The following is a 13,183-nucleotide window of genomic DNA, read 5'->3' as shown; positions in this document are numbered from 1 at the left end:
TAATTAGGGACAGACAAAATTTGTCTAATACAGAAGGAATTAAATAAAATCGGGAGGTGGCGAAATTAAATTTAAATGCGGTTTAGCATATTGCTTAAAGGTATAGGCAATAAAAACTGTATCTATTTGATCTTCGAACAGTGATTCTGCTATGGTATGATCTTTATCAAAAAGCAGCTTGGTATTTGAATTTTCTTCTTCTTCACTGATACTATAAAAACACGTAATGTCAATGGAATCATCTAATGACGAAATTATTGTAGGTGCAGAAATAAGTGCCATAAAAATTATGGTAAAAAAAATGGCAGATTTATATCTTGTGCTTTTTTGCATAAGCAACAAATATAATATTCAATTCTTATTTTATTGTTAAAAAATCTGTAATAATTTTATGTCTTTTGCAGGAATCCACCCTGTAGAGTTATCTGAAAGTTGAATTTTACTCCAATCTTGATAGGTTTCTACGACATCCACTTTAGTGCCTTCATGCAATCTAAACACCTCTTCACTTGCCTGATTTGGATCTGACTTCACTCTACTTTCTTGAGCAAATACAATGGCTGGATTATCTTTTTTATCCAATCCCGATTTCTGAAACGCCATCGCTACAGAAAAAAATGCAACGCATAAACTAATAATACTGGTTACAAAAGCAATTCGTTTTTTAGAGGTACTATACGAAAAATGATAAACTAAAAACAATACTACAAATGTTAATATACATGCTACCGTAATTTTCGCCCAAGCATCTGTACTAAAAGTGTTTACCACATTATTTATAAGTCTTGAAAAACCCACTTTAGGCACCACTTCTATAGCATCAATTGTCATGTTTTGAGCAAATGCCAAATTGTTTTGAATCTCTTTATCATTTGGGTTTAGTAATAACGCTTTTTCAAAATAATAAATACTAGGCGCTACATTATTGAGTTTGTAATTGGCATTACCTAAATTATAATAAAGCTCTGCAGAATGTTGCTCTGACTTTAAAATAGACTCATATTTGTCTATAGCTTCTGCAAATTTACCATTGTTATATAGCGTATTTGCTTCTTCAAAAACTGCGTCGTTTTGAGAAAATCCAATAAAACTTAAACAACAAAGAAGTAAGAAGGTAAAAGCTCTCATATTATTTTAATTGTTTATCAATTAACGAAATTGTTTTCGCTGCTTTATCATAATCATTCTGCATTGTTACTTGTGTAATTGGTGTATACCTTGCCAATTCACAATGCTCTAGTATTGAAATAAAATCTTCAACAACACTTCGCTCTACCATACGCTCTGTGAGTAAATCTTCTATTTTTTCTTTATTAAAATCACTGGTTTCTATATTTAATTTAGACTTTAAATAATTATGCAGTGCTTTTTCTAAAGCCAAATAAAACGCTTCTTTTTGTCCCATTGCTTTTTTGGCTTCACTCAAATACTTTTTAGCTAAACGATCTGCTTTACGTATTCGATTACCTTGCACATCTGCATGACGTTCATCGCGTTTACGTCTTATAAATATCGCTAAAGGAATAGCCAAAAAAGGTACTAATGTTAAGCTCCAAAAAGTGGTAGATTTAAAAAATGGCGTTGTTGTTTTATATTCCCAATTTGAAGTTGTTTTAATAAACGAAAATGTATTACTATTTGCTTGTACGGTTTGCTTGGTATTTGCAGACGCATTTTCTGTCGTTCCGTTTGCTGCTGTTGGCCCAGTTATTACATCAATAATGATTTCATCTGACGATATTCTATTATACGTTTCTTTTTCTGGATCAAAATATGAAAACGAAATACTTGGTATAGGATATTTACCTTTATATTGAGGAACTATTGTATACGTATCTGCGATTCCTCCTTGCATTCCGTTTAAATTGGTTCGCACATTTTCTTTGTGCTCTGGCTCATAAACTTCTAATGAACTTGGTACTGTTAATTTAGGCAGTTCAAATAGTTTTAAATTCCCTTTTCCTTTTACTTCTATTTTTGCTTGCAGTGATTCTGCAGCATTCAATTCTGTTTTAGACGTCGTTACTTCAAAAGAAAAATTACCTACTGCGCCTTTAAAATCTGAAGGCTTTCCGTCTTCTGGCAATGGTTTTACATTTATTACTCGGCTTCCGGCTGTGACTTCTTTAGGTACTTTTGTCATTAAGGCTCTTCCAAAAATATCTCTTTTATTAGAAGGCACTTCTGCTGTGATATCCATAACTAAAGGCTCAATTTTTAATCGACCCGATTTTTGTGGATAAAGCACCGTTTTTCTTAAAACAACATAACGGTATTCTTTGCCTTTATATTCACCTGTTAATACATTAAGGCCTTTTATTTCAATATTCTGGCTCCAAAAATCATTAAATCTAGGAATCTCCTTTTCTCTCCAGTTACTACTAACACCAATATCTGGCGATACATATAATTTATAAACTACCGTAATCGCTTCATTGAGATATGGACTCGCGTTTGACACCTCAGCTACGAGATGTATATTTTCTGATGCCACATCAGATGCTGCTGTGTTTCCGTTAGGTTTACTGACAGCTTTTGTAACTTCTATGGTTATAGGAAACGTTTTATAAGTTTCGCCATCAATCTCAATTTTGGCTTGCTTAATTGTGAATTTACCACGCTTTTTTGGTGCTAAAAAATAGCTATAGGTTTTATTATAAGAGCGATGACCATTTCTAGAATAGTTACTTACAGAAGTATTAGGACCACCTACAACATCAAAATCTGCAAAACTCGGTGGCTCAAAATTATCACCATCTTGGTTCATCTCAAAATCGATTCTAAGACGTTCATTAACGCCTAATTTCTTCTTACTTACCTTAGCTTCAAATTTTACTTGTGCTGAAGCTATACTTGTTGCAAGTATTAAAAATAGTATTGATATGTGTTTTTTGATGTACATAATTTTGACGACTCTAAATTTTTATTTTATGATTCAGTTTATTTAAATCAAAATTTGAAATTCTACAATCGTAACGTATTTTACCAGTCTTTTTCTGTTTTTACTTTGACGCCTTTTTGTTTCTCTGCATTCATTTTTTCTTGAACCTTTTGTTCTTGATTTTGCATGGCTTCGAGAATATTTTTTACCTGCTGAGGCGACATTTTTCCTGGTTGTGGTTTAGGTTTTTGATTCTGATCCTTATTGTCTTTATCGCCTTTTCCATCATTCTTATCGTCCTTAGGCTTTCCGTCTTCGTCTTTTTCCTTATCGCCATCCTTTTTATCTTGGTCGCCTTCGTCCTTTTTATCTTTATTATCTTTTTCGTCTTTGTTTTCGTCTTCCTTCTTTTGCTCGTCTTCCTTGTCTTGCTCTTCGTCTTTATTCTCGTCTTCTTTGTTGTCTTCGCCTCCTCCATCATTTTGCTGCTCTGCACATTCTTTAGCTAAAGCAAAATTATAACGCGTTTCTTCATCATTTGGATTATTTCTTAACGCATTTTTATAGGCTTCAACGGCTTCTTTACAAGCTTCGTTTTGCATTAAAATATTACCCATATTATGAAAAGCTCTGTGTTTTTCATCTTTAGTAGTGGCATTCTTTGCGGCTTCTTGACTTCTAAATAATGATTCGTCAAAATTACCTTTTCTAAAATACGAGTGTGATAAATTATACGATCCTACAGCTTTACTTGGTGCTTCTGAAATGGCTTTTCTATAAGCCATTTCTGCCTCAATATAATTATCAGATCCTACGAGTTCGTTAGCTTTATAAACAAGATTTGTAGCGTTTTTTTCTGCTTTTAATTGTAATTCATTTGGGTCTTGCGAAAAACCAATGCTTCCAATTAAAAATGTAATAATGAATATATAAAATCTCATGTTGTACTAATTTTAAAAAACGATCTCTAAATTACTAAAGCCTTTAAAGACTTAGCGTTAAAGAAATTCTAAAAATTTTCATTAAATAAATTAAGTTTTTTCAACCAAGCTGTTTTTCGTTCTAGGAAAAATATATCAATAAATAATAAAAAGATTCCTAACCCTAGAAACCACTGAAATTGATCTTTGAAATCTGCTATTTGCTTAGATTCAAATTCTTGTTTATCCATTTTTGCTAACTCACCAGTAAGGGTTTTAACGACCTCTGATGTGTTACTTCCATTAATATACACACCATTGGCTTCAGATGCAATCTCCTTTAAGGTTGTTTCGTTAAGACGTGTAATTACGGTTTCGCCTTGGTTATCTTTCTTGTAATTTAAAATAACTCCATTTCGTTTAATAGGAATTGGCCCTCCTTTAAGATCACCAACACCTACTGTATAAATTCTTATGCCTTGTTCTGCGGCTTCTTCTGCGACATCCATAGCATCACCATCGTGATCTTCACCATCTGATATGATAATTAATACACGATTGGCTTGATCTTCATTATCAAAATAGGTTTTTGAAAGCTGAATGGCTTCGCTAATTGCTGTTCCTTGTGAAGATAGCATATCTGTATTCATGTTCTGCAAAAACATTTTTGCTGAGGCATAATCTGTGGTTATTGGCAATTGCGGAAATGCCTTGCCTGCATATGCTATGATACCAACCCTATCGCTTACTAAGCTATTGATAATTTGCGTTACTAATTGCTTGGATTTATCTAATCTGCTTGGTGCAATATCTTCTGCCAACATACTTTTAGACACATCTATTGCAAACACCACATCTACACCTTCACTACGTACTGTCTCTAATTTAGTTCCTATTTTAGGATTTACTAATGCCAATGAAAAACATGCAAAAGCACCACAAAGCACCAGTACTTTTAATATACTTTTAAATAGTGATTGATTAGGACTTAGGCGTTTTAATAATGCCGAATCTGCAAATTTTTTCTGGGTAGATCGCCTCCATAATTGTAAAACTACAAATAGCAAAATTATGACCGGAATAACCAGTAACGTCCAAAACCATATTGTTTCATCAAGTCTAAACAAAGCTTCTAAATATTGTGTTTCTTAATAATAACTCTATCAATAATAACAAACCAGCTAATAGCACAAATGGTCTATATTTCTCGTCGTAATTGTAGTATTTCTTTTCTTCTATTTCCGTTTTTTCGAGCTTATTAATTTCGTCATAGATCTGAGCTAATTTGTCGTTATTGGTAGCTCTAAAATACTTTCCTCCCGTTTCTTCGGCTATTTCTTTTAACAAATTTTCGTCTATTTCTACTTGTGCTCTACCGTATCTAAAAGTTCCGTTAGGATTAAAACCAATTGGAGATAAAGCCATTCCGTTAGTTCCTAAACCTATGGTATATACTTTTATTCCGTATTCTACAGCTAATATACTTGCCGTTTTTGGATCTATTTGCCCAGACGTGTTAACACCATCTGTCAATAATATAATAACTTTACTTTTTGCTCTACTGTCTTTTAATCTATTGACAGAAGTCCCTAATCCCATACCAATTGCAGTACCACTTTCTATAATGGTATTATATTTTATATCTCTTAGTGATCGCTGTACAATAGATTTATCGCTAGTAATTGGTGTTTTTGTGAAGGCTTCACCTGCATACTCTACTAAACCAATACGATCATTAGGTCTACCATCAATAAAATCTGCAGCAACTTCTTTTAAGGCATCTAATCTATTAGGACGTAAATCCTTCGCCAACATACTTGCAGATACATCAATAGCCATTACAATATCTATACCACTTGTTGTTTTGGTCTTAGTCGATACATCTACAGTTCTAGGTCTTGCCAAAGCCGTTATTAAAAGCGCTAAGGCTATTAAACGCAATGCAAATAAAACATGTTTAAATTTTGTCCAAAACGAAGATGTATCCTGAAACCCTTTGATACTAGACATTTTTAACTCAGCAGTTTGTTTACTGTGTTTTAAAACGTACCAAACGATGGCTATAGGCAAAAGCAACAACAGCCAGAAAAATTCTTTATTTAAAAATTGTATTTGTTCTAACATTAGTTCTCTTTTTCTTCTTCTGTTGGTTTTAACTCAATAGAATCCGTAATACGCTCTATAATATCTTCAGCATAAGTATCATCTGTTCTCCAAATTAAAACGACCTGTTGAATAACGTTTTCTGTTGTAAAACTAAATAGTGTGTATTCTCCTTTTTCAAAACTATTTGGTGTTAATCCAGGGAACTGTGCTGTTCCATAGGTTTTAACACCTTCTGCGCCATTTGGTGTTACAAATTTTTCGTTTTTGGTTATAATATTTTCAACACCACTGGCTTCCCACGATTTTAAATTACCTTCTACAACGGTTTCAATATTTATAGCTTTTTGCTCATCTGGATTTTCGCTTTCTGGCTTATTTAACAAGGTTGTACTCGTAAGAATATAGAAGCGTTCTATAAGACTACCATAACCAAACACACTCATTTTGGCTTTGCCTTCTAAAGCTTCTGGTAATTTAACCTCTTCTCGTTTTAAAACCTTTGGTGTTTCTATCCAAATAGGTGGATATCCATATGCACTTTTTACCCATTTCCCTTCTAAGAGCGCTTTACTTTCGTGCCCAATTATAGTGTCTTTTACATATTCAAAACCATATTTAGCTCCAAATCCAACTAAAGTTGCTACGATTAAAAACACGGAAATACCGACTGTAATCCAGATTTTTTTACGCTTCTTCTTGCGTTCTTGTTCTTCTTTATATTTCTGATCTAATAATTTTTCCTCTTCACTTGGTTCTGGCAAACTCGTTTTAACATGGTCTATAGCTTTATCAATGGTAATACTATCCATTTTGGCTAATTCAATATCTGGTGCTGATTTTGCAAATTTTACTAAATCGGCACGTTGTAATATCGATTCTATATGTAATATCGTTTCCTTAGATAACGGAATCTGGTTGCCGTCTTTTAATAGATTTAATCTCTTAATAAGTTCTCCTGTAGTACTTTCTAATGCTCTATCGTAAACTTTTTCATCTAAATATTTTCTGATGATATAAGTTAATTCTGAATAATATTCTTTGACCTCCTCACGCACTAAATATTCACTTTCATCTAGTTTTTTAATCGCCAATTTTGCGCGATCGTATGGTGGCAATAGCGCGATTTTAGCTTCTTCTGTTAATGGTTTTTTTCGCCAGATAATCCAATACAATAAAAATGCAACTAATGCTATTATTGCCAACGTAATTAAAAGCCATTTCCACCAATTGCTTGTGCTTTTCTCAACTTCTATAATTGGTTTAATGTCATAGAGTTTTTGTTTAGATGTATCTACCTCTACTGTATGAACTTCTACCTTTAAAGAATCTGTAAAGAAGGGTTTCTCGTCTATTATAATTTTTTGCCTTGGAATGGTATATGCACCAGAATCAAATTGCGTGAGTTTGTAAATACGAGATAATAAAAATTTCGCATTGTGTTTTGTGGTGTCTATTTGTAAAGCCTCTACAGCTTCTAAAGGCGAAAATGTTTGCCCTTCTGGAAAAACCACCAAGGATAGAGAATCTGCTTCTACATTAATTTTATAATTGATTTGTTCACCAATTCTAATCTTTGTGGTGTCAATCTCGGAAGTCACTTGCGAAAAAGAGAAAAGAGTACCTAAAAAAAATAGTATTGAAAACAAGCCAAAATGACAAGTCCAATGACGCATGCCTTCAGTGCTTGTATTTTTATATATACTATTGTATGTCATAAATCTAAAATCCTTTTATCCTCTTTGTTTAAAATAGCCTAACAGTTTTTTTACATAACTTTCATCTACGCGACAATCAATAGCTCCTGAGCCTGATTTTGCAAAACTATCTTTAAAATAATGTACCTTTTCTTGGTAGTATTTGCTATAATTTTGTCTTACTTTCTTAGATGCCGTGTTTACTAAAATTAACTCACCTGTTTCTTCATCTTCCATCTGTACCATACCAATATTAGGAATTTCGGTTTCATGTTTATCGTAAATTCTAATTCCTGTAATATCGTGTCGTCCTGCTGCTATTTTTAAATTGTGTTTATAGTCATCTGCAAAGAAATCTGAAAGCACAAAAACAATAGCTTTTTTCTTCAGTACGTTAGACAAAAACTTTAATGCTTCTGCGACATTAGTGGCTTTACTTTTAGGTTGAAATTCTAATAATTCTCTAATAATTCTAAGAACATGAGAACGTCCTTTTTTTGGAGGAATAAATAATTCTATCTCATCTGAGAACAAAATCAACCCTATTTTATCATTATTTTGAGTGGCTGAAAAGGCTAAAGTTGCAGCGATTTCTGTAACAATATCATTTTTAAACTGATTTTTTGTTCCGAATAATTTACTCCCAGAAACATCTGCGACGAGCATCATTGTTAATTCTCGCTCTTCTTCAAACACTTTAATATGTGGTTGATTGGTTCTTGCAGTAACATTCCAATCTATATTTCTTACATCATCACCAAATTGATATTGACGCACTTCCGAAAACGTCATACCACGACCTTTGAAAGTCGAGTGATATTCGCCTCCAAATATATGATCAGACAGACGACGTGTCTTAATCTCTATTTTTCGTACTTTTTTAAGTAATTCTTTAGTGTCCATTTTTTCAGTATGCCGTATGCAGTCTTCAGTTAGCAGTTAATACAGATCAGGATTCAAGTAAACTACGGTCTACTGAATACTGATGTACTGACAACTATTTATGGTACTTCGATTTCGTTTACGATCTTATTAATGATGTCTTCTGAAGTCACATTTTCTGCTTCGGCTTCGTAGGTAATTCCTATTCTGTGTCTCAGCACATCATGCACTACTGCACGAACATCTTCTGGTATAACGTAACCTCTGCGTTTTATAAATGCATAACATTTAGCTGCTGTGGCTAAATTAATACTACCACGAGGTGATGCACCAAATGAAATTAAAGGTTTTAAATCCGCAAGTCTATATTTTTCTGGATAACGTGTTGCGAAAATTATATCGAGAATGTATTTCTCAATTTTTTCGTCCATATAAACTTCTCTTACTGATTTTTGAGCACTTAATATCTGAGCCACAGAAACTACTGGATTCACTTTTTCATAAGATCCTTTTAAATTGGCTCTTACAATCATTTGCTCTTCTTCAATTTTTGGATAATCTATAACTGTTTTTAGCATAAAACGATCCACTTGTGCTTCTGGCAAAGGGTAAGTTCCTTCTTGCTCTACAGGATTCATTGTTGCCATAACCAAAAACGGCTTATCTAACACAAAGGTTTCATCTCCAATGGTCACTTGTTTTTCTTGCATAGCCTCTAGCAAAGCAGATTGTACTTTTGCAGGTGCTCTGTTAATCTCATCTGCTAATACAAAATTGGCGAAAATTGGTCCTTTTTTAATAGTGAAGTCATTCTCCTTCATATTAAAAATTAATGTTCCGACAACATCGGCAGGCAATAAATCTGGAGTAAATTGTATTCTACTAAAACTAGCATCGATTGCTTTAGACAATGTATTAATAGCTAAAGTTTTTGCTAAACCAGGTACACCTTCTAATAGTATATGACCTTGACCTAACAAACCTATAAGCAATCGCTCTACCATGTGCTTTTGTCCAACGATAACCTTATTCATTTCTAAGGTTAATAAATCTACAAATGCACTTTCTTTTTCTATCTTTTCATTAATTGACTTAATGTCAACTGTACTCGTTTCTTCCATTACTTTAAAGGGTTTAAGAACAACACTATTATATTACCATATTGCTTATTTTGCAATAATTGGCTTGTTAATATTTTAGAGGATGCAAAATGTTAAATTTTTTTCTTAGATGCTGTTAACAATTGGTTAAAAAAAAAGAGTCACACCGAAGTATCACTCATTTTATGATTTAATTATAGATTAAGGTTAATTAATACTAAAATTTTCGTATTTCTGTTTGTAGTTTCGGGTTTAATACCATGGCATTAGTAGCTTCATTGAATTCTATGGATTGATCGATATCAATATCTATTATCAATTGATAAATATAACTACCTTCAAACGCCCTTTGCACTAAATTTGATGCTATAGTACTCTCATCGCGTTCTAAATTTACCAATACATTGTTTATATTCATAAAGTTGTTGTCGCCAAGCACTAATTTTACCTCGTTAATATAGGTTGGGTCAATTTCTATATGATCTACCAAAAGTAATGCTGATGCCTCTGTTAAATCCGAGATATTGTGTGTTCCTGTATTGATTGCGTTTAAACTTATCCATGACTCTGACGGACTCTGACCTACTTTTAATTGAACATCTTCAATATCTAAAAACACCTCAGACACGTCAGTAGAGGTGCTTCTTAAGCTTACAGATACTGCAGCTTTATTACCACTTCTACCTAAATCTTCTGTTGTACAACTTGTCATACTAACTAAGATAACTAGGAATAAAACAACGGATTTTATGGATTGTATATGCTTCATGATTTGGGATAATGAATAATTCTTCTTCAATAATATCTATTTCTTTATGTTTTCAGTATTTTTATACACCAATTACAAAAAAATCCATATAAACTGAAAACTAAGTGACATATTCTCGATTAATTGCAGGAACCATGACTTGGGGAAGTTGGGGCAAACAATTCTCAAAAAAAGAAATGGCAGCCTTAATGAATTTCTGCGTAGAAAACCAAATTACAAGCTTTGACCATGCTGATATTTATGGCGCATATACAACTGAAACTGATTTTGGAAAAGCATTTTCAGAATCTGGATTAAAGCGTGAGGATATTCAACTCATTTCTAAATGCGGTATTCAATATGTTTGCGACAATCGCCAAAACACCGTAAAACACTATAATTATAGTAAAGACTATATTATTTGGTCAGTTGAAAACTCTCTTAAGCATCTCAAAACCGATTATTTAGATTTATTACTATTACATAGACCTAGCCCTTTAATGGTTGCCGAGGAGATTGCCGATGCTATTACTGTCTTAAAAAAAGATGGCAAAATTAGAGATTTTGGTGTTTCTAATTTTACACCTTCTCAAATGGATATGATAGGCTTACGCACAGATATTAATGTAAATCAGATTGAATTTTCATTAACAGCACATACTGCTATGCATAATGGAACATTAGATTTTATGACTACCAATGGTATTAAACCTATGGCTTGGTCACCTTTAGGCTCAGTATTTAGAGAAGATACAGAGCAAACGAGGCGCATACACAAACAACTAGGCCTTTTAATGGATAAATATAATGCCACGGAAGACCAATTGTTACTTGCATGGATCTTAAAGCATCCTGCTCATATTCACCCAGTGATAGGCACCACTACAAAAGAACGGATAAAACAAGCCGTTAAAGCAGCTTCCATAACATTAGATTTAGAAGATTGGTTTTTAATTTTAGTAGCTGCCCAAGGACATAAAGTTCCGTAAAAAAGAATTGAAATAAAATAGTATTTTTCTATGCTGGTACTTAAAATTTAATGGAAACAAAATTAAAATACCAATGGACGCAATTATCTTCAAAATACACCGAAGACAAGCAAATTATTGCAGCGTCTTGGCATGATATTGAAACGCATTACTCCTCTAAGAATAGGTATTACCACAACCTTGCACATTTGCATCACATGTTTATTCTGCTCGACCAAGTTAAAACTGAAATTGAAGCATTAGACCAGCTCAAATTTGCCATTTGGTACCATGATATAATATATAGTTCTACAAAAAACAACAACGAGGAAAAAAGCGCAAATTTTGCAGAAAAAGCATTAAAATCATTCGATATTGATGCATTTTCTATAAAAACATAAAAAAACTCATCATGTCTACAAAAGCACACGAGGTACAGTGCTCTAAAACTAACGACAATGCCGTTTTACTCGATTTAGATTTATCAATTTTAGGAACAGATTGGGCAACTTACAATGTGTATCTTAAAAAGATAAGACAAGAATATAAAAATTACCCAAACATCATATACAACTCAGGACGAAAAAAAATACTTCAACAATTCCTTAAAAGAGATAGGTTATATTTAACAGAACAGTTTAAAACGCAATTTGAAAAACAAGCACGCAGCAACTTAACTAAAGAAATAGAAATGCTTTAATTACGAGGTCTCGTTTTCTACTAAACCATAATGATTAATAAAAGACTACTCATAAAAAATTTACTTGCTCACAACGATGAGAACAGTTTTTATGATAAAAAGAGAAAAATCGATATTAGTCATAAAGAAGGAAAAGGTAAATTTTTAAAACATGTTTGCGCGCTATCTAATAGCAACCCTAAAAACAACTCCTATATTGTCATTGGCGTTAAGGATGAAGACAATAAGATTATAGGTGTAGATTTTTTTGACGACAGCAAAATTCAAAATCTTATAAATGCTTATCTCAATAATCCGCCTAATGTACAATACGAAAACATTTCTTTTCCGCACTTACCAGATGACAAAGTCGTAGGCCTTGTAACCATTAGACCTAATAACGAAACAACATCACTAAAAAAAACAATTTGGAAATACAAAGGAGGCTCAACGTTTTTTAGAGATGGCAGCATAAGTATGCCAAAAGGAATTGAGGTAAACATCACAGACGTTAACTCTACAATTGTTACTGCCATAGAAAATCATGCCCAAAACAACATTAAACTCATGCTTGATGGTGTTTTTGACTTTATGAACAAACGCCAAGATTACCATCCTAAATATCACGTATTTAAAGAATACTTTGTATTATGCTGGTCTGGAGACAAAAAAGTAGTTAAAAATGAAACTTTTTATTCTCGTGTAGATATAGAACTTATAAACGAGCAAGTCCGTTTATTTTATTCTGCTTTAGATGAAGTTTCCATCGCTTATACAGATGATGTTTTTAAAATCATTGAATATGTAAAATTAGGTCTAAATAAATCTTATAAGTATTATAAACTTGAAGAAAAGATCATACGGTTTCAAAATAACGCACATTATTCAATTCATACAAATCTCATTTTTGAGCCGCCACAATACGATAAAAAAGTATTGCATCATATATATAATGCTAACAACGCAATTTTAGAAAAGCTTGAAAAAAAGCACACATTAAACCTCAGTGAAATAGAAGATTTAAAACATATAGGCAACAGTTATTTAATCTGTTATCTCAACGGATTTAAGGATGCATTAGTAAAATTAGAAATCTTAAAACCGTACATAAAAGACTACAATTCAGACCTCTACACATCCTATAAAGAGACCATGAGAATTATTAGAAAAGTAAAATACAGTTAGTTTATCGGAAATAACCCATT

General features: G+C 32.7%; 14 protein-coding genes. 4 read left to right on the top strand and 10 right to left on the bottom strand.

The window, feature by feature from the left end:
• Window positions 1-39: 39 nt before the first annotated feature.
• The 10 genes from HNV08_RS01995 to HNV08_RS01950 form a co-directional block, all read right to left on the bottom strand.
• Window positions 40-333, bottom strand: a complete 294-nt coding sequence (locus HNV08_RS01995) for a hypothetical protein (RefSeq protein ID WP_194241961.1) — start codon at window positions 331-333, stop codon at window positions 40-42.
• 36 nt (window positions 334-369) lie between these two features.
• Window positions 370-1,128, bottom strand: a complete 759-nt coding sequence (locus HNV08_RS01990; RefSeq protein ID WP_173279430.1) for a tetratricopeptide repeat protein — start codon at window positions 1,126-1,128, stop codon at window positions 370-372.
• A 1-nt stretch (window position 1,129) separates the two neighbouring features.
• Window positions 1,130-2,902, bottom strand: a complete 1,773-nt coding sequence (locus tag HNV08_RS01985; protein ID WP_173279429.1) for a BatD family protein — start codon at window positions 2,900-2,902, stop codon at window positions 1,130-1,132.
• A gap of 80 nt (window positions 2,903-2,982) precedes the next feature.
• Complete coding sequence (locus HNV08_RS01980) at window positions 2,983-3,822, bottom strand: aerotolerance regulator BatC (protein ID WP_173279428.1); 840 nt, start codon at window positions 3,820-3,822, stop codon at window positions 2,983-2,985.
• Window positions 3,823-3,890: 68 nt separating this feature from the next.
• Window positions 3,891-4,928: a vWA domain-containing protein gene (locus HNV08_RS01975; protein WP_173279427.1), complete on the bottom strand. Its 1,038-nt coding sequence runs from the start codon at window positions 4,926-4,928 to the stop codon at window positions 3,891-3,893.
• Window positions 4,921-5,925, bottom strand: a complete 1,005-nt coding sequence (locus HNV08_RS01970) for a vWA domain-containing protein (protein WP_173279426.1) — start codon at window positions 5,923-5,925, stop codon at window positions 4,921-4,923. Before HNV08_RS01970 ends, HNV08_RS01975 begins: the two co-directional genes overlap by 8 nt.
• Window positions 5,925-7,580, bottom strand: a complete 1,656-nt coding sequence (locus tag HNV08_RS01965; RefSeq protein WP_173279637.1) for a hypothetical protein — start codon at window positions 7,578-7,580, stop codon at window positions 5,925-5,927. Before HNV08_RS01965 ends, HNV08_RS01970 begins: the two co-directional genes overlap by 1 nt.
• Window positions 7,581-7,637: 57 nt before the next feature.
• Complete coding sequence (locus tag HNV08_RS01960; protein WP_173279425.1) at window positions 7,638-8,504, bottom strand: DUF58 domain-containing protein; 867 nt, start codon at window positions 8,502-8,504, stop codon at window positions 7,638-7,640.
• Window positions 8,505-8,602: 98 nt separating this feature from the next.
• Window positions 8,603-9,604 (bottom strand): AAA family ATPase, encoded by a 1,002-nt coding sequence (locus HNV08_RS01955; protein WP_173279424.1) that lies wholly within the window; start codon window positions 9,602-9,604, stop codon window positions 8,603-8,605.
• A 196-nt stretch (window positions 9,605-9,800) separates the two neighbouring features.
• Entirely contained in the window at window positions 9,801-10,352 is a 552-nt protein-coding gene (locus HNV08_RS01950) for a DUF4382 domain-containing protein (RefSeq protein ID WP_173279423.1), read from the bottom strand.
• Between the two features lie 104 nt (window positions 10,353-10,456).
• On the opposite strand from HNV08_RS01950, the gene HNV08_RS01945 reads away from it, so the two are divergent.
• The 4 genes from HNV08_RS01945 to HNV08_RS01930 are packed head-to-tail and all read left to right on the top strand — an operon-like array spanning window position 10,457 to window position 13,163.
• Window positions 10,457-11,320, top strand: coding sequence for an aldo/keto reductase (locus HNV08_RS01945; RefSeq protein ID WP_317170189.1), 864 nt, complete (start codon window positions 10,457-10,459; stop codon window positions 11,318-11,320).
• 50 nt (window positions 11,321-11,370) lie between these two features.
• Window positions 11,371-11,700: a hypothetical protein gene (locus HNV08_RS01940; protein WP_173279422.1), complete on the top strand. Its 330-nt coding sequence runs from the start codon at window positions 11,371-11,373 to the stop codon at window positions 11,698-11,700.
• A gap of 11 nt (window positions 11,701-11,711) precedes the next feature.
• The gene (locus HNV08_RS01935; protein ID WP_173279421.1) at window positions 11,712-11,999 is read left to right on the top strand and encodes an HD domain-containing protein; all 288 of its coding nucleotides are present in this window, start codon (window positions 11,712-11,714) and stop codon (window positions 11,997-11,999) included.
• A 30-nt stretch (window positions 12,000-12,029) separates the two neighbouring features.
• On the top strand, window positions 12,030-13,163 hold the full coding sequence (locus HNV08_RS01930) for an ATP-binding protein (protein WP_173279420.1): 1,134 nt from the start codon (window positions 12,030-12,032) through the stop codon (window positions 13,161-13,163).
• Window positions 13,164-13,183: the final 20 nt, after the last annotated feature.

Origin of the sequence: Winogradskyella eckloniae, assembly GCF_013249045.1 — a bacterium.
Lineage (GTDB): Bacteria > Bacteroidota > Bacteroidia > Flavobacteriales > Flavobacteriaceae > Winogradskyella > Winogradskyella eckloniae.
This window is presented reverse-complemented; position numbering and strand designations above follow the sequence as displayed.